Source organism: Deltaproteobacteria bacterium, from assembly GCA_019308925.1.
Taxonomy (GTDB): Bacteria; Desulfobacterota; B13-G15; order B13-G15; family RBG-16-54-18; genus JAFDHG01.
Genome location: JAFDHG010000012.1, coordinates 1 through 16,811, shown reverse-complemented (window position 1 = coordinate 16,811; position 16,811 = coordinate 1). Strand labels below are relative to the sequence as shown.

General features: G+C 54.0%; 16 protein-coding genes and 1 pseudogene. 8 read left to right on the top strand and 9 right to left on the bottom strand.

What is annotated here, in order from left to right:
• Positions 1–53: 53 nt before the first annotated feature.
• The 9 genes and pseudogenes from nuoK to JRI46_03125 form a co-directional block, all read right to left on the bottom strand.
• Positions 54–365 (bottom strand): NADH-quinone oxidoreductase subunit NuoK, encoded by a 312-nt coding sequence (gene nuoK / locus JRI46_03165; GenBank protein ID MBW2038582.1) that lies wholly within the window; start codon positions 363–365, stop codon positions 54–56.
• A 5-nt stretch (positions 366–370) separates the two neighbouring features.
• Entirely contained in the window at positions 371–895 is a 525-nt protein-coding gene (locus tag JRI46_03160) for an NADH-quinone oxidoreductase subunit J (protein ID MBW2038581.1), read from the bottom strand.
• Positions 896–901: 6 nt separating this feature from the next.
• On the bottom strand, positions 902–1,315 hold the full coding sequence (gene nuoI / locus JRI46_03155; GenBank protein MBW2038580.1) for an NADH-quinone oxidoreductase subunit NuoI: 414 nt from the start codon (positions 1,313–1,315) through the stop codon (positions 902–904).
• Positions 1,316–1,330: 15 nt separating this feature from the next.
• A complete protein-coding gene (nuoH, locus tag JRI46_03150; GenBank protein MBW2038579.1) occupies positions 1,331–2,326 on the bottom strand; it encodes an NADH-quinone oxidoreductase subunit NuoH in 996 nt (331 codons plus the stop codon).
• A gap of 10 nt (positions 2,327–2,336) precedes the next feature.
• Positions 2,337–4,901 (bottom strand): molybdopterin-dependent oxidoreductase, encoded by a 2,565-nt coding sequence (locus tag JRI46_03145; protein MBW2038578.1) that lies wholly within the window; start codon positions 4,899–4,901, stop codon positions 2,337–2,339.
• A gap of 13 nt (positions 4,902–4,914) precedes the next feature.
• A complete protein-coding gene (locus JRI46_03140) occupies positions 4,915–6,873 on the bottom strand; it encodes an FAD-dependent oxidoreductase (protein MBW2038577.1) in 1,959 nt (652 codons plus the stop codon).
• Positions 6,874–6,908: 35 nt separating this feature from the next.
• Positions 6,909–8,516 (bottom strand): NADH dehydrogenase (quinone) subunit D, encoded by a 1,608-nt coding sequence (gene nuoD / locus JRI46_03135; protein ID MBW2038576.1) that lies wholly within the window; start codon positions 8,514–8,516, stop codon positions 6,909–6,911.
• Positions 8,517–8,612: 96 nt separating this feature from the next.
• Positions 8,613–9,128: pseudogene (locus JRI46_03130) on the bottom strand (NADH-quinone oxidoreductase subunit B).
• The gene (locus JRI46_03125; protein ID MBW2038575.1) at positions 9,119–9,475 is read right to left on the bottom strand and encodes an NADH-quinone oxidoreductase subunit A; all 357 of its coding nucleotides are present in this window, start codon (positions 9,473–9,475) and stop codon (positions 9,119–9,121) included. Before JRI46_03125 ends, JRI46_03130 begins: the two are co-directional and overlap by 10 nt.
• A 310-nt stretch (positions 9,476–9,785) precedes the next feature.
• Here JRI46_03125 and JRI46_03120 point away from each other — a divergent pair, with 310 nt between their 5' ends.
• The 8 genes from JRI46_03120 to JRI46_03085 form a co-directional block, all read left to right on the top strand.
• Positions 9,786–10,757, top strand: coding sequence for a 2-hydroxyglutaryl-CoA dehydratase (locus JRI46_03120; protein ID MBW2038574.1), 972 nt, complete (start codon positions 9,786–9,788; stop codon positions 10,755–10,757).
• A gap of 180 nt (positions 10,758–10,937) precedes the next feature.
• The gene (locus JRI46_03115) at positions 10,938–12,299 is read left to right on the top strand and encodes a radical SAM protein (protein MBW2038573.1); all 1,362 of its coding nucleotides are present in this window, start codon (positions 10,938–10,940) and stop codon (positions 12,297–12,299) included.
• 3 nt (positions 12,300–12,302) lie between these two features.
• Positions 12,303–13,205 carry a lysophospholipid acyltransferase family protein gene (locus JRI46_03110; protein ID MBW2038572.1) on the top strand — a complete coding sequence of 301 codons (903 nt, stop codon included), beginning with the start codon at positions 12,303–12,305 and terminating at the stop codon, positions 13,203–13,205.
• A 78-nt stretch (positions 13,206–13,283) separates the two neighbouring features.
• The gene (locus JRI46_03105) at positions 13,284–13,496 is read left to right on the top strand and encodes a flippase-like domain-containing protein (GenBank protein MBW2038571.1); all 213 of its coding nucleotides are present in this window, start codon (positions 13,284–13,286) and stop codon (positions 13,494–13,496) included.
• Between the two features lie 228 nt (positions 13,497–13,724).
• A complete protein-coding gene (locus tag JRI46_03100) occupies positions 13,725–14,096 on the top strand; it encodes a 30S ribosomal protein S12 (protein ID MBW2038570.1) in 372 nt (123 codons plus the stop codon).
• A gap of 15 nt (positions 14,097–14,111) precedes the next feature.
• Positions 14,112–14,582 carry a 30S ribosomal protein S7 gene (rpsG, locus tag JRI46_03095; protein MBW2038569.1) on the top strand — a complete coding sequence of 157 codons (471 nt, stop codon included), beginning with the start codon at positions 14,112–14,114 and terminating at the stop codon, positions 14,580–14,582.
• 15 nt (positions 14,583–14,597) lie between these two features.
• Complete coding sequence (gene fusA / locus JRI46_03090) at positions 14,598–16,712, top strand: elongation factor G (protein ID MBW2038568.1); 2,115 nt, start codon at positions 14,598–14,600, stop codon at positions 16,710–16,712.
• The coding region (locus JRI46_03085) for an elongation factor Tu (GenBank protein ID MBW2038567.1) at positions 16,712–16,811 on the top strand (100 nt) is incomplete at its 3' end. The genes fusA and JRI46_03085, both read left to right, overlap by 1 nt.

Below are 16,811 nucleotides of genomic sequence, written 5' to 3'. Positions count from 1 at the left end.
CTTATTGGGGGTCTGGGGGCTTGTGGCCCCCAGAGAGACGGGCAAAGCCCGTCTCACCATTTCAAGAGGTTTATCTCGTCCACCTTTATGGTCCCCCGCCCCCGATAAAGAAGTACGAAGATGGCCAGACCAACGGCCGCCTCAGCCGCCGCCACCGTCATCACAAAGAAGACCATCAGGACCCCATCCAGGGAGTTCAGATAATGGGAGGCGGTGATCAGGCTGAGGTTGACGGCGCTGAGCATCATCTCGATGCACATAAAGATGACGATGGCATTCCTCCTGATCAGGACCCCCACCGCCCCAATGGCAAAGATCAGGGCGCTCACGACCAAGTAACAGATGGGTGGCACGCTGGAAAGCATATCTTCTACCTCTCCTTTTTGCTCAGGATTACTGCCCCGATAATCCCCACCAACAGCAGGATGGAGGCCACCTCAAAGGGGAAGAGAAAGCGGGTAAACAGCAATCCTCCCACTGCCTTGACCTCGCCCAGTTGAGCGATCCTCTCCGGGGTAAACTCTCCACTTTCCCCTGGCAATACCTTGAGGGCAATCCCATAGATGAGCTGGGCAAAGAGGATGATGACAAGGACCATCCCTATCACCGTGGCGGGGGAGAGCCGGATCTTGTAAGTCCTCTCTTCTTCCTCCACACTCAGCAACATGATGACGAAGATGACCAACATCATGATGGCCCCGGCATAGATCAACACCTGGGCGATGGCGATAAACTGGGAGTTGAGGAGCAGATAGAGCACAGCGATGCAGAGGAAGTTGAGGACCAAGAACATGGCCGAGTGGATGGGGTTGCGGCGGGTAATCACCATCACCGCAGCAAAGATGGCAATCAGGGCGGTCAGGATAAAGGCGATCCAATAAAAGAAGGTCCCCATGACTATCTATACCTCCTTCGGGGCAGAGGCCAGAAGCCTCCCCTTATCCAGGATGAAGTCTTCCCGCTGGTAATCCACAAACTCATAGTTCCTCCCCAACTTGATGGCGTTCACCGGGCAGGCCTCGGCGCAGAGACCACAATAGATACACCTGATGGCGTTTATCTCATAGACCTCGGGATATCTTTCTCCCCCCTCTAACTCCACGGCCACCAGACGGATGGCATTAGAGGGGCAGACGGTCACGCAGAGCCCACAGGCCACACAACGGGTATCACCCTTCTCGTTTCGCTCAAAGTAATGGATTCCCCTCCACCTGGGGGCCACCTCCCGCTTATGCTCAGGGTACTGAATGGTCACCGGACGGGAAAAGAACCTCTTTAGGGTAAGCCTCAATCCTTTCAAGAGTGGGATGATCATCGCTCTACACTCCCTTTAAAGGACCATAATCAAACCAGTGAAGAATATATTGGCCAAGGCCAAGGGCAAAAGGACCTTCCAGCCGAGCTTCATGATCTGATCGTACCTCAGCCGTGGAAAGGTCCCCCTCTCCCAGATACAGAAGTATACCAGGATACCTGTCTTTACCACGAACCAGATCCAAGACAGTGATGGGGGCAAGAATGGACCATGCCACCCTCCGAGAAAGAGGGTCGTAGCGATGGCACATATCGCCACCAGATGTGTGTACTCCGCCATGAAGAAGAGGGCGAACTTCATGCTGCTGTACTCGATGTTGTAGCCGCATGCCAGCTCCGCCTCTGCCTCAGGCATATCGAAGGGGGTCCGGTTGATCTCTGCGATGGCACAGATTATGTAGAAGATAAAGGCAAAGGGCTGATAGAGGACGTTCCAGTGCCCCCCGGCCTGTCTTTGGACGATCTCGACCAAATTGAGGGTCCCCGAGATCATCAACACCCCGATCACCGAAAGTCCCAGGGCCACCTCATAGCTGATCATCTGGGCTGCCGCCCTCAGGGCACCGATGATACCATATTTGTTATAACCAGACCAACCACCCAGGACGACCCCATACTCCCCCAAGGAGGCTATACCGAAGACATAGAGGAGGCCGATATCGAGATCGGTGATGGTGAGGGAAACGGTCCTTCCAAACAGCTCGATCTTATCGCTGAGGGGGATCACGGCAAATAGTGATAGCGTCGCCACAATACTGATCATAGGGGCGATAATAAAGAGTGATTTGTCCGCCCTGGCCGGGACCACCTCCTCCTTGAAGAAGGCCTTGATCCCATCGGCAATGGGCTGAAAGAGCCCAACGGGTCCCACCCGGTTGGGCCCATACCTCACCTGGATATGTCCCAATACCTTCCTCTCCACAAGGGTAAGATAGGCCACCACCAACATCAGGACGGAGAAGACCACCACCACCTTGACTGCAGCCTCGATCAAGAAATAGACCAGCTCCATCCTCTCCCCCTTAAATCTTTTCTACCCTGGCGGGGATCCTCCCGTAAAGGGGTACCTTGGAAACAGGGTCTAATTGTGGACCCACCAGCCCGGAGGCATCCACCTCATAAAAGGAGAGATAGAGGGAAAGGACATCCCTTCTCATCCCCTCTGACCCTTTCGCCTCCACCTCCACCTCCCCCCAGGGGGTAGTAACCTTAACCCGGTCGCCATCCCCGATACCCATCCCTCTGGCCTCCTCAGCGTTCATCTCCAGATAAGGACTGGAAGAGAGCTTGGCCAACCCCAGGGCCCTTCTCTGGGGGCCAGAGCCGATGAGGTGGTTATAAAACAGGCCTTCCACGGAAAGCGAAAAGGGATAGCCCTCCTGCTCCTTTTCCTGTTTGGACTCTACAGGGCAAAAGGCCGCCTCTTCCAAAAGATCACCTCCTCCGTCATCCCGCACCTGGGCGTCCAATGCCTCAAAGTCCATCCCCTTATAGAGGGGATTGGTCCCTTTTATCTCTTCAAAGACCCCTGCAGGAGATTCAGCCTTCATCTCCTTGCCCATGAAGGCAGCCAAATCCGATAAGACCTCACCCTCCCACCTTAGACCATCAGGGGGCTTTAAGGCCTTGCGTAACCTCTGTACTCTCCCCTCACAGTTGGTATAGGTGCCGTCCAGCTCCGCAAAGGAGAGGGCAGGGAGGACCACATGGGCCTCCTCGGCCGTCTCAGAAAGGAACATATCCTGGACTACCAAAATGTCCAGGTCCTTCAACCCCTCTTCTGCCAGGGATTTGGGGAGGGTGATGAGGGGATTCTCCCCTAAGATGAATAATGCCTTAAGCCTCCCCTCGGAGGCCGCCTGAAACATCTCCATCGCCGAAAGCCCCTTCCCATCCACTGGGCGATATCCAGGATGGAGCGAGGGTGCTGACCCCATCTCTACCACCCCTAACATGTTGCTCTGAGGCCCAATAAAGTGAAACCCTCCACCTTCGGAAAGGGCCCCGCAAAGGAGTGCCAAGTTGGCCAATCCCTTGATCTGATCCACCCCTTGCGGCTGCTGCCCCAGAGGGGGTGAACAGATAATGGCAGGCTTTTTCGCCTGGGCCAGGTATTCAGCCGCCTCCCTGAGGAGATCCTGGGGGACGCCAATAAGTCCCTCCACGTACTCGGGTGTGTATTTCTTGGCGGCCTCCTTGAGGGCATCCAACCCCTTTACCCCCTCCACCCTCGGTCCCCAGGCCCCTTTACCTTTCTCCAAGAGGAGGTGGATCAAACCATTAACCCAGACCAACTCATCCCCAGGGCGCAGGCAAAACCAACAATCCGCCTCCTCGGCCAATCTAATCCGCCTGGGATGGACCACGATGAGGCGTGCCCCCCTTCGCCAGAGGGCCTCCCTGACCAGATTGGCGGCGATGAGGTTGTCCCTGTCCAGATCCCCCCCTGCTATGATGATACAATCGCCCTCGGCAACTCCATCCAGGCTGTAAGGAAGATAGTCCTTCCCCATGACCTCCCTTATGGCCAGACGGTATGGCTCCAGACAGAACCGTCCGGTGGTATCTATATTGTCAGTCCCCACTACCTCTCTCATGAATTTCTGGAAGAGGTAGGCCTCCTCGTTGGTGCAGCGAGGGGAAATCAGGCCTCCTACTGCCTCAGGGCCGCTACTCAAGATGACCTTATTGATCATTGCTGCAACGTAGGAGAGGGCTTCCTCCCAGGGGACTTCCTTCCATTTACCGGCCCCTTTTATCATGGGCCTGGTGACCCTTTGGGGGTGATTGAGAAAGTCGTATCCGAAGCTCCCCCTCTGGCAGAGGCTCCCTTTGTTCGCCCCTTTATCCTCTTTGGTTGTCGCCCTTATCACCTTGTTCTCAAAGATGTTCAGCTCCAGTTGACAGCCTAGGGAACAGTAATTACAGGTAGTGAGGACCTTCTGCTGTTGCCAGGGTCGTGCCTTGATACGGCTGACCCTCTCGGTCAGGGCCCCCACTGGGCAGACCCTCAGACACTCCCCACAGGAGATACAGGCCTCGGGGTCCCTCATCTCTATCTCCGCATCGTACCCTTTCCCTGCCAAATCGATGGCCCGGACCCTGACAATCTCATGACATGCCCTGATGCAGCGCATACACATGACACAACGATCGACCCACTGTCTGATCAGGGGGGTGGCGAATTCCCTCATCCCTTTGGAGGCCTTGGTGGCCTGATAGTCCTGCTGATCTATGCCGAACTCGAAGACCAGATTTTGCAGCTCACACGCACCGGCCGCATCACATTGGGGGCAGTCTAGGGGGTGGTTGAGCAAAATAAGCTTGAGGGCATCTTGGCGGATGCGGTTCAACCTCTCCGTCTGGGTGTGGACCACGATCCCATCCTGCACATAGGTGGTACAGGCGGTCATCGGTCTGTCCGCTCCCTCTATCTCCACGACGCAGAGGCGGCACGAGCCAATGGGGGTCAGTCTGGGGTGATAACAGAGAGTGGGGATATAGATCCCATTCTCCTGGGCCACCTCCAAGATGGTCCTGTCAGCCTCCGCCATGATCTCCTTACCATCAATGGTTAACTTGACCATCGCTGCCCCCATCTTACTCCTCTATGGCCACCAGGCCGATGCGATAACAGCGCAAACAGCGAGAAGCCTCCCGCATGGCCGCATCGGTGGAAAATCCCTCCTCCACCTCTTCAAAGGTCCACTTCCTGGTCTCCGGGGGGAGGGTCTCGAGTTGCTCCCTCTTCCCCCCGGGTATGATCCCGATATTCTCCTCAGAGTCATATACCCGGATCTCGCTCATCAACCTCTCCAGCCTCTCGTCATCGCTGGCCTCTACCTTCTCCCCCTTCAGGTAGAGGTCAATCATCTCCGCCGCCAATCTACTGTTGCCCGCCGCCCTCACCAGCACATCGGGGCCACTGACGCAGTCTCCAGCGGAGAAGATCCCTGCTTGGGAGGTGCCCAGGGTCTCATCGTTCGCCACCACCGTAGACCATTTGGTGGTCTGTACCCCGTCCTTCTCTTCTAAAAAGGATAGATCAACCCGTTGACCGATGGCAGGGATCAAGATATCCGTATCGACAACGAACTCCGATCCCTTGATGGGGACCGGTCTGCGTCTGCCCGATTCGTCCGGTTCCCCTAGCTCCATCCTGATGCACTCCACCCCGACCACCTTTTCCCCCTTGGCGATGACCTTGGTGGGGGCGCAGAGGTACTCAAACTTCACCATTTCTTCATCGGCGCCATGGATCTCTTCCTCATCAGCAGGCATCTCCTGGCGGGTACGACGGTAGAGGAGGTTGACATCTTTCTTTCCTATCCGGAAGGAACTGCGCACACAGTCAATGGCGACATTCCCACCCCCTACTACTACCACCCGGTCCCCCTCTGGATAGGGATCTTTACCCTTGTTGATGCTGAAAAGGTATTGCACACCGGGGATAAAGCCCTTATAGCCCGCATCCTCTCCCTCTGCACGCATGGGGGTAGACCCTTGGGCCCCTACCCCGATAAAGATGGCATCGTACTCCTTTTTCATTGCGCTGATGGTGATATCCTTGCCCACCTCGGTGTTATACCTGATCTCCACCCCCAAGGAGGTGATGATATCCACCTCCCGGCGCAGGATAGGACGCGGCAGTCGATAATCGGGGATACCCACTGCAGCCATCCCCCCTGGTTCATCCAACCTCTCAAAGATGATAACCGGATATCCCTTGAGGGCCAGGTAATAGGCGCAGGTCAAACCAGCCGGGCCCGCCCCAATGACCGCCACCTTTTTGCCCTTCCTCTCCTGAGGGGTCGGAAGCAGGGGGGCCTTCTTCTTCTCTACCTCATAGTCGGCCACAAACCTCTTTAGATGCCTGATATCAAGGGCCTCATCTACATTGAGCCTGCGGCAATTGGACTCGCAAGGGCGGATGCAGACCCTCCCTAAGACCCCTGGCAGGCAGGTCCTCTCCCTGATGACCCGAAGGGACTCGGCGAAGTCTCCCTCTTTGATGAGCTCTATATAGCTGGGGATGTCCACGTGAGTGGGGCAGGCATTCATACAGGGGGCGGTGAGTTTAACCTTATAATCTCCCCGGAGGACCTTCTTCTTGTTCTTGATCACCTTCGCGAATTCGTCGCGAAAATGCTCCAAGGCCACCAGAAGGGGGATAGGGCCGGTCTGGCCGAGATTGCACTTTGAGCCCTCCTGGATGGAGTGCCCCAGGGACTCCATCAGGTCCAAGTCCCTCATCTTGCCCTTTCCTTGGGCGATCCTTTCCAGGGTCTCGGCGATCACCTTGGTGCCGACCCTGCAGGGGAAGCATTTCCCACAGGACTCCTTCTGCACCGCCTCCATATAGGCCCGGCACATATCGACAATGCTGACGTCCGCCTCCTGGATGGCAAAGCCATCCCACCCCATGAAGGCCTTTATCCGGACCCCTGGTTTGAACTCAGGGGGCAATTTCAACCTCTCCGGCTCGGCGAACTCCTCCGGGGCCTTCCCCCTGTTATCGGTCAGCCTCCCTCCCCAATAGCTGAAAATTACCTCTCCCATCGTCACCTCATAGACAAAAGGCCTATCACTGTGGGCTAACGGTCTATCTCCCCTAAGACGATGTCTATGCTCCCGATGACGGCCACCACATCGGCCACCAGGTGCCCCTTGACCATCTCCGGCAGGGCCGCCAGGTTCACAAAGCAGGGGGGACGGATACGATAGCGATAGGGGTGATTGCTTCCATCGCTCACCAGATACCAACCCAGCTCCCCCTTGGGGTTTTCGGTGCTGGCGTAGACCTCACCTGGAAATGGTGATATCCCCTCGGACATAAGTTTGAAGTGGCGGATCAGGGCGTTGATCTCCTTTTCCACCAAATCCTTATTCGGCGGTGTCACCTTGGGGTCATAATAGTTGAGGTCCCCGTCGGGAAGCCTATCCAAGGTCTGACGGACGATCCTGGCGGACTGCCTCATCTCCTCCAACCTCACCATATATCGGTCGTATACATCACCCTTTTCCCCGATAGGGATCTCAAAGTCGAACTCCCCATAGCTAGAATAGGGGAATACCTTGCGGATGTCCCACTTGACCCCTGACCCCCTCAACACAGGGCCGGTGAGCCCCCAATTGATGGCCTGCTGCGCGGTGATGACCCCAACGTCTTTAGTCCTCTTCAGCCAGATGATGTTTTTGGTCAGCAGCGTCTCATATTCGTGGATGCGGCGGGGAAAATCCTCCAGAAATGCCCTGATCTTCCCCTCGATACCGTCTGGAAGGTCAGCGGCCAGCCCCCCTATGCGCAAGAAGCTGGGGGTAAGCCTGGCCCCAGTGACATGCTCCAGGATGTCGAGAACCGTCTCCCTCTCTCGAAAGGTGTAAAAAAGGACGGTCATGGCCCCCATGTCCAGGGCATGGCTGGCAAGCCAGAGCAGGTGTGCCGCGATCCTCTGGAGCTCTGCCAGCATCACCCGGATGTACTGGGCCCTCTTGGGTACCTCTATCCCCAAAAGTTTTTCCACGGTCAGGATATAGGCCAGATTATTGGATATGCCGGCGGTGTAGTCCAAACGGTCTGTAAGGGTGATGGCCTGGGTATAGGTCATATTCTCCCCCAACTTCTCCACGCCCCGGTGAAGGTGACCGATGTATGGGACGGCATCGACGATCACCTCTCCATCGAGCTTCAACACCAAGCGCAACACCCCGTGGGTGGCCGGGTGCTGAGGGCCCATGTTCAGGGTCATATACCTCTCCCCCTCAACCTCACCGGCAAACGTGGGAACGGCGTCGGGCGGTTCTGCTGGTACCTCATAGCGCTCGAAATCCTCCCCTCGCAGTGGAAAGTCCTTCCTCAGGGGATGACCCTGATAACCCTCCCAGGTCAAGATGCGGCGCAGGTCACTGTGTCCTTCAAAGGGGATCCCCATCATATCGTAGACCTCTCGCTCTAACCAGTTGGCTGCCTTCCAGATCGATTCCACCGTGGAGATCGCCTCTCCCTCACCCACCGAGGTCTTGATCCTCAACCTCTTATTCCGCTTCATGGAATAGAGGTGGTAGACCACCTCAAACCTCTTCTCCCTCCCCGGATAGTCTACACCACAGATATCGGTGAGGAAGTCGAAGGCGAGCTCGGGATCTCCATAGAGGAACTTGCAGATAGGCAGGATATCATCCTTCTTGACCACACCGGTCATCTCCCCCTGAAAGGGATAGGCCTCCAGGATAGAGTTGGGGAATTGCTCCTTCAGCTTCTTAGGGGCAAGCTCCACATCCCACATAGAATCCCTCTCTTATCGAATCTCCTCTAGTTCGAGGGGACGGATCTCATCCTTTCTGTCCAAGAGGCTTTCCCCCGAGATCTTCTCCTGTAGTTTTATCAAGGCTGTCAAGAGGGCCTCTGGTCTTGGGGGGCAACCTGGCACATAGACATCCACAGGGATGACCTGATCCACCCCCTGCACCACATTATAGGTCTGAAAGATCCCCCCTGAGGAGGCACAACTTCCATAGGCGATCACCCACTTGGGCTCGGGCATCTGGTCGTAGATCCTCTTGACCATGGGGGCCATCTTTTTGGTAACCGTCCCCGCCACGATCATGAGGTCTGCCTGTCTGGGGGAGGGCCGAAATACCTCAGCGCCAAACCTGGCGATGTCATAGGCCGCCGAACTGGTGACCATCATCTCCAGGGCACATCAAGCCAAGCCAAAGGTCACCGGCCAAAGGGAATTCTTTCGCGCCCAATTGACCAATTTGCTGAGGGAGGCCGTGATGATGTTGTCCCCTAACTTGACCTCTATTCCCATTCCAAGGCTCCTTTTTTCCAGACATAGACAAAACCTAACAGTAGGATAAAGATAAAGATCATCATCTCCACAAAGCCAAATACCCCCAACTCCCTAAAGACCACCGCCCAGGGGTATAGGAAGACCACCTCCAGGTCAAAGATGAGGAAGAGCATGGCGATGATGTAGTATTTTATAGGAATAGTCTGATGGGTGGGGCCGAGGGTGATCATCCCGCACTCATAGGGGGCTGCCTTTACCGGATGGACCTTTTTGGGACCTAAGAGGTGGGAGAAAAATACCGCAAAGGCGGCAAAAAATATGGCGAGCACCATCAAAAAGAGGACGGGTACATAGTTGATGAGCATCAAACCTCCCCCCTATGAAATTTGAGGCGTGGATTTTGACGCCTAGACCTATAACAATATCGCCCTAAATTTGTCAAGGGAAAAATCGTAGGTTTCCTGGATGGGTATAGAGATACTTACCAGGTTGAATATGAGCATAGGGGTCAGGGGCTGAACTCCCCTGAAGTAGGGCCGAAACGTCCTTGAGCGTCACATTATAACCATGTATCTTCATGGTGAAATACCTTACGCTTATGATTAAAATTAGACTAAAGATCCTTTTTGAGATAGAATAAACCCAAGAAGATTTTCCATAAAAAAGTAGAACACCATGTATCTCGGAGTAGACGTAGGGTCCATCACCACCAAGGCGGTGGCTATTGATGAAACAGATCAGATTCTGGCCAAGGTCTATCTGCGTAATATGGGCAGACCCCTGGAGGCCATCAAGGAAGGCCTTCGTCAAATAAGGGACCAACTCGGGAACAACCTGAAGGTCCAGGGGCTCGGCACAACGGGGAGCGCTCGCCACCTGGCCGCCTATCTGTTGGGGGCTGATGTAGTGAAAAACGAGATCACTGCCCACGCCGTGGCCGTCATCGACCTCCTCCCCGAGGTCAAAACCATCATCGAGATCGGGGGGCAGGACTCCAAGATCATCATCTTACAAGAGGGGGTGGTAGTAGACTTTGCCATGAACACCGTCTGCGCAGCAGGGACTGGCTCCTTTTTGGACCAACAGGCTACCAGGCTGGGGATCTCCGTTGAGGAGTTTGGCCAGATGGCATTAAGGGCGACAAAAAAGGCAAGAATAGCGGGCAGGTGCACCGTATTTGCCGAGACCGATATGATCCACAAACAACAGATGGGTTTTCAAACCGAAGAGATCGTGGCCGGCCTCTGCAACTCCCTGGTCAAGAATTATCTCAATGACGTGGGCAGGGGAAAAGACCTCTTCCCTCCGCTGGTGTTTCAGGGCGGGGTGGCAGCCAATCCAGGCATAAGGAAGGCCTTTGAAGAGGAGTTGGGCCACCCTTTGGTGGTACCCCCCCAGTTTGAGGTCATGGGGGCCCTAGGGGCCGCCAAGCTCACACGCCGAGCTGGCGTATCTCCCACCAAATTTAAGGGTTTTGAGATAGCCCACAGCGAGTGCTTCACCCGCAGCATAGAATGCGACGGGTGCGGGAACAATTGTGAGGTGGTAGAGTTGATAGTAGAAGGAAGGGCCATCGCCTGTTGGGGGGACAGATGTGGCAAATTCAGCGAGGCCTTTAGTACTAAAAGAGGCTCTTCTCCCATTTAGTTGGTGGAGTTGAGAGGATTTGAAGTCAACCTTCACTTAGGGTTCGAGGAATCAAGGTTTCAAGGGTTCAAGTGGTTTTACTAGAATCCTAGAACCCTAGGCCCCTTGACCCCTTGGACCCAATGAGATAAATCCTTGGACCATTTTTAGCAACTTTTTTTGGAGAATAACCAAGTAACGATGAGAATCTTACTAACAAACCCGGCCAACGCTGGGATCCTCAGGGCAGTGGGGGTCCATTTCCCCCCGATGGGGCCATTATATCTCGGGTCCTACCTAGAGAGGGGAGGGTATCACGTAGAGATAAGGGACTTCTGCACTCCTGGGGAAAGACCCAATTATTCCAACTATGATCTAGTGGGTATCTCCACTGACACCACCCGCCACATCAAGGCCATGGAGATCGCTCGCCGAGCAAAAGAGGCGAGTTGCATGGTGGTCATGGGAGGGCCCCACCCCTGTTACATCGATGAGGAGATCCTCGCCACTGGGTGGGTGGACTTCATAGTCCATGGAGAAGGGGAGGTAACCCTATTGGAGCTGGTCAGGGCCTTAGAAGGAGACAGAAAAACACTAGAAGGGGTAAAGGGACTTAGCTTTCAAAGGGATGGAGAGGTGATCAGGACCCCACCTCGTCCCTTCATCCAAGACCTGGACTCCTTGCCGTTGCCCGCTCGCCACCTGATAGATATAGAGCTCTATCGCAAGACCAAATTCGGCGACCGAGTCATTACCCCTGTAGTAACCAGCAGGGGTTGCCCAACAAACTGTAAGTTCTGCTCCTCCTCCAGCTTTTTTGGCACAAGGTGGAGGGCCAGAAGCCCGGACTCGGTAGTAGAGGAATTAGAGGAACTCCATCATAAATATGACCTTGGCGCGGTGGCCTTCGTTGACGACAACTTTACCCTCTCCCCACAGAGGGTTGTTGCTATCTCGGAGGGGATCATCAGGAAAGGGCTTGATATCTGGTGGTGGAACTTTTCGCGGGCAGAAAACATCGTGAACAACGAGGAAATGTTAAAGGTGATGAAGAGGGCGGGGGCCAAGACCATCTATATAGGAGTGGAGAGCGCCAGTTCCCAAACCCTTGCCGAACTTGGAAAAAAGATGGATCTGGATACGGTGATAAAGGCGGTGGAGGTGTTGAAAAGACATGGCTTTGAGATATTCGCCAGCTATATCCTGGGAAGCCCCAGGGACAAAGCAAAGGATATCCATGAGACCATCCGCTTCGCCAAGAGGTTGGACACCAATGTAGCCCAGTTTTCCATCCTCACCCCCTACCCTGGCACCGCCCTCTATAAAGAATTAAAAGAGAGGATCTGGACCCGACACTGGCCCTTCTATGACTCCCAGCACCTGGTATATAAACATGAACATATCTCCTTTATCAGGATGGAATGGCTGCTCTTGAAGGCCAACCTCCTCTACTATACACGTTCCAAGAAGGCGATGAAGGACGTTTGGCGGTTGGCCAAAAGGCATAAACTGGGATGGGGAACCCTGTTAAAGTTTATCCGAGACTACTTCTGGGGCAAATAAACGATGCGGGCAGGAGGGTGGCTCAACAGGTTTTTCTTCCTCTTTTGGTTCTACTTCTTCGCCACCATTATCCCCCGTCCGCTACAGAGGATATTCACCAGCTCTATAGGGAGCCTCTTTTACCTCCTCATGCCCAAGACCAGGGGGGCGGTGAAGAAAAACTTGAGCCTGATCGAGGGGGAAAGGCGGGGGGAAAAGGAGATAGATGCCCTTGCCAGACGGACCTTTCAAAACTACGGACAATATCTTCTCGACTATATGGTGATGCATCGTCTCACCGCTGAAAATAAAGGAAGGATGGTTCAAAAGGAATTAGGACAAGAACACATGGTTGAGGCACTGGAGAGGGGAAAGGGGGTCATCTGTATCAGCCCTCATTTGGGCAACTGGGAGCTGGGGGGGTTGTTGCTCGCCTTCAAGGGCTGTGATCTCTATGTCCTCACCCTGGATGAGATCGATCCCAATATCAAGGCCTTCAGGGAGCGGATGAGGACGGCAAAGGGGATCAAAAACATCTATATAGACCCCGAGAACCCAAGCCCTGCTGCTATCCTAGAGGTGGTGAAGGTCCTTAAGGAAAATAAGGTGGTGGCCATGTTGGGAGACCGCCCGGGAAAGGCCGACACCATCAAGTTGGACTTCTTCGGACGCAAGACCCGCTTTCCCATGGGGATGGCCACCTTGGCCATGGCCACGGGGGCAGCAGTTTTGCCCGTCTTTGTCGTACTAAGAAAAGGTGGTAAGTATTGGGGGATCATTGAACGTCCCATCTGCTTTCAGAGCTCTTCCCGAGAAGAGAGAGAAAGTGTGATCAGGCAGGGGATGGAGGAGTTGGTGAGGACCTTTGAGAGGTATATTGGGGAATATCCCGATCAGTGGTACAACTTCTTCCCCTATTGGTCATAAAAAGTTCCCTGATAGAGTTGTTGTTTTTGGTCAATTTTTGGCATAAAGTCCATTTTTATCCAGGCCGTCTTAACCCTTATGATCTATTTCATCCCCACGCCTGGAAGTAGTGGGGCAGCGGAGGGAGGGTTCTTCCTCCTCTTCTCACCCCTGATTCCTGTCCCCATATTGGGGATATCTATCCTGTTGTGGCGCTTCTTCACCCTATATCTGGGGGTCTTGTTGGGCGCATTCTCCCTAACCCATCTCGCCCCCGTTTGGGCAAAATTGGCGGCACCGGGAAAGGGTTGAAAAAATTATCTCGGAGGTCTTGACAAGAAAAAGTAAAGCTGATATTTATATAAAGTTTTATAAAAAATCCCTATATGGATAGAAGGGCCCGAGGAAATTTTATGACTGTATGAAGTTAATCTGAAGAGAGACCAATAGATTGAGATAATTTCCGCGGGCTGCTTCAAGAGGTGAGGTGTTTTTGCCCTTTTAAAAAGGGTTTTCTTTTATTAGATTGGGAGGTTACAGATGCCTACCATCAATCAACTGGTAAGAAAGGGACGGGAGGCCATCAAGAGGAAGACCTCTTCTCCGGCCCTCAGGGGGTGCCCTCAAAAACGAGGGGTATGCATAAGGGTCTACACCACCACCCCTAAGAAACCGAATTCGGCCTTGAGAAAGGTGGCCAGGGTCCGTTTGACCAATGGAATGGAGGTAAGCACCTATATTCCTGGTATCGGACACAACCTTCAGGAGCACTCGGTGGTGCTGGTTAGGGGGGGGAGGGTAAAGGACCTCCCGGGTGTCCGTTATCATATCATCAGGGGGGCCTTGGACGCCATGGGGGTCCAGGATAGGAGGAAATCTCGCTCTAAATATGGAACGAAAAAACCTAAATAGACCGGGAAGGTTGGGATGCCAAGAAGAAGGGTAGTAAAAAAGAGGCGGATCCAGCCAGATCCTAAGTACAAAGACATATTGGTGGCCAAGTTCATCACCTGCTTCATGAGGAAGGGGAAAAAGAGTCTGGCCGAAAGGTTATTCTACACCTCTCTGGAGATCATGAGGAAAAAGGTAAAGGATGACCCCCTTAATGTCTTCAAGCAGGCTGTGGACAATGTGAAGCCCGTGCTGGAGGTCAAGCCGCGGCGGGTAGGAGGGGCAACCTATCAAGTACCCGTAGAGGTGAGGCATGATCGCAGGACGAGTTTGGCCATCCGGTGGATAATCCAATTTGCCAGGGCCCGCCCAGAAAAGACGATGCACGAGAAGTTGGCTGCGGAGCTCTTGGACGCCGCCAATAACAGGGGAGCGGCCATCAAAAAGAAGGAGGATACCCATAGGATGGCCGAGGCCAATAAGGCCTTCGCCCATTACCGCTGGTAAGGAGGATTTTTAAGGTTGGCTAGATTGATACAGTTAGAAAAGGTCAGAAATATCGGGATCATGGCCCATATAGATGCCGGGAAAACCACCACCACCGAACGAATACTTTATTATACCGGCCTCTCCCATAGGATGGGCGAGGTACATGAGGGCTCGGCGGTAATGGACTGGATGAAACAGGAGCAAGAGAGAGGAATTACCATTACCTCTGCGGCTACCACCTGTTTCTGGCTGAAACATCGTATCAACATCATAGATACCCCTGGCCATGTAGACTTTACCATGGAGGTGGAAAGGTCCCTCAGGGTGTTGGATGGAGCCATCTCCATATTCTGCGCAGTAGCCGGGGTCGAACCCCAGTCTGAAACCGTCTGGCGGCAGGCCGAAAAATACGGAATTCCCCGGGTCGCCTTCGTCAACAAGATGGATAGGGTCGGGGCGGACTATTGGAGAACCATCCAGATGATGAGGGACCGGTTAAAGACCTATCCCCTCCCTCTACAACTCCCCTTAGGAAAAGAGGAGGACTTCGTCGGGGTCATCGACTTGGTGCAGATGAGGGGTATCGTCTACGATGCCACCACCCTAGGGACCAAATACCACTTCATAGAGATAACTGAAGATATAAAGGATGAAGCCCTGAAACATCGGGAGAATATCTTGGAGGTGGCGGCAGAGGCGGATGAATCCCTCATGGAGAAGTATATAGATGGATTGGAGATTACCCCTGAGGAGATCAAGGGGGCCATCAGACAGGCCACGTTGAGGCTAAAGGTGGTACCGGTATTGTGCGGGGCGGCCTTCAAGAACCGGGGGGTTCAACCCCTTCTGGATGCAGTAGTTGACTATCTCCCTTCCCCCCTCGATGTCCCTGCCATTGAGGGGACTAGACCCGATGGTGGGCTGCAGAAGAGACGACCCGATGACAACGAGCCCTTCTCCGCCTTGGCCTTCAAGCTCATGAACGACCCTTTCATAGGTCACCTCACCTATCTGAGGATCTACTCTGGCTCCCTGAAGGCGGGGAGCACCGTTTACAACCCTACCCGGGGGAAAGAGGAAAGGGTAGGGAGACTCCTCAAGATGCACGCCAACAAAAGGGAGGAGATTAAGGAGGTATATGCCGGGGATATCGTGGCCGCTGTCGGCCTGAAGAACACCTCCACGGGCGATACCCTCTCGGACAAGGAACATCCCATCATATTAGAGACTATCGAGTTCCCCGAACCGGTCATATCTGTCTCCATAGAGCCCAAGACCAAGGTGGACCTGGATAAATTGGGAGGGGCCATGCATAAGTTGGCCCTGGAAGACCCTTCTTTCCAGATCAAGATCGATAAGGATACAGGGCAAACCCTGATCTCGGGTATGGGCGAACTCCACCTGGAGATCATCGTGGATCGACTCTTGCGCGAATTTAAGGTAGATGCCCGCGTAGGGATCCCTGAGGTGAGCTATCGGGAGACCATTACCAAGACCGTCGAGGGAGAGGGAAAATTCATCAAACAGACGGGGGGCCGTGGACAGTACGGACATGTAGTTCTGAGATTAGGACCTCTTGGGCCTGGAGGGGGGTTTGAGTTCGTAAATAAGGTGGTGAGAGGGGCCATACCCAGAGAATATATCCCTGCTGTGGAACAAGGGGTTAAAGAGGCGATGCAGCGTGGGGTCCTCGCTGGCTACCCCTTGATCGATTTACAAGCCATCCTTTTAGATGGTTCTTATCACGAGGTGGATTCCTCTGAGCTTGCCTTTAAGATAGCGGCCGCTGTCTGTTTTAGAGATCTTGCACGTAGGGCAAACCCCATCTCCTTAGAACCCATTATGTCCCTGGAGGTTGTCCTCCCTGAAGAGTTCCTGGGGGAAGTAATAGGTGACCTCAACGCTAGGAGGGGAAAGATCATCGGCATTGACGTCCGCAAGGGGATTCAAGTGATAAGTGCGAAGGTCCCTCTAGCCGAGATGTTCGGTTATGCCACTGATCTGCGCTCCCTAACCCAGGGGAGGGCCAATTACACCATGCAATTTTCCAGGTACAGGCCTGTACCCCCTGCCTTAATGGAGGCAATAATCTCCCATCGCGGGGGTGCTAGAGTGCCATCAACATTAAGAAGGAAGGAGGTCATCTGATGTCGAAGCCTAAGTTTGAGCGGCGTAAGCCTCATGTGAACATAGGCACTATTGGTCATGTGGATCATGGCAAGACGACCTTGACGGCGGCCATTACGA

What these genes read in the sequence shown, in the direction of transcription:
- nuoD (MBW2038576.1), bottom strand. Translation starts at nt 8,516, where the DNA reads ATGACCGGTGTGGTCAAGAAGGATGATATCCTGCCTATCTGCAAGTTC.
- nuoH (MBW2038579.1), bottom strand. Translation starts at nt 2,326, where the DNA reads ATGGAGCTGGTCTATTTCTTGATCGAGGCTGCAGTCAAGGTGGTGGTG.
- nuoI (MBW2038580.1), bottom strand. Translation starts at nt 1,315, where the DNA reads ATGATCATCCCACTCTTGAAAGGATTGAGGCTTACCCTAAAGAGGTTC.
- JRI46_03120 (MBW2038574.1), top strand. Translation starts at nt 9,786, where the DNA reads ATGTATCTCGGAGTAGACGTAGGGTCCATCACCACCAAGGCGGTGGCT.
- JRI46_03140 (MBW2038577.1), bottom strand. Translation starts at nt 6,873, where the DNA reads ATGGGAGAGGTAATTTTCAGCTATTGGGGAGGGAGGCTGACCGATAAC.
- JRI46_03125 (MBW2038575.1), bottom strand. Translation starts at nt 9,475, where the DNA reads ATGCTCATCAACTATGTACCCGTCCTCTTTTTGATGGTGCTCGCCATA.
- JRI46_03105 (MBW2038571.1), top strand. Translation starts at nt 13,284, where the DNA reads ATGATCTATTTCATCCCCACGCCTGGAAGTAGTGGGGCAGCGGAGGGA.
- JRI46_03115 (MBW2038573.1), top strand. Translation starts at nt 10,938, where the DNA reads ATGAGAATCTTACTAACAAACCCGGCCAACGCTGGGATCCTCAGGGCA.
- JRI46_03110 (MBW2038572.1), top strand. Translation starts at nt 12,303, where the DNA reads ATGCGGGCAGGAGGGTGGCTCAACAGGTTTTTCTTCCTCTTTTGGTTC.
- JRI46_03160 (MBW2038581.1), bottom strand. Translation starts at nt 895, where the DNA reads ATGGGGACCTTCTTTTATTGGATCGCCTTTATCCTGACCGCCCTGATT.
- JRI46_03100 (MBW2038570.1), top strand. Translation starts at nt 13,725, where the DNA reads ATGCCTACCATCAATCAACTGGTAAGAAAGGGACGGGAGGCCATCAAG.
- nuoK (MBW2038582.1), bottom strand. Translation starts at nt 365, where the DNA reads ATGCTTTCCAGCGTGCCACCCATCTGTTACTTGGTCGTGAGCGCCCTG.
- rpsG (MBW2038569.1), top strand. Translation starts at nt 14,112, where the DNA reads ATGCCAAGAAGAAGGGTAGTAAAAAAGAGGCGGATCCAGCCAGATCCT.
- JRI46_03145 (MBW2038578.1), bottom strand. Translation starts at nt 4,901, where the DNA reads ATGGTCAAGTTAACCATTGATGGTAAGGAGATCATGGCGGAGGCTGAC.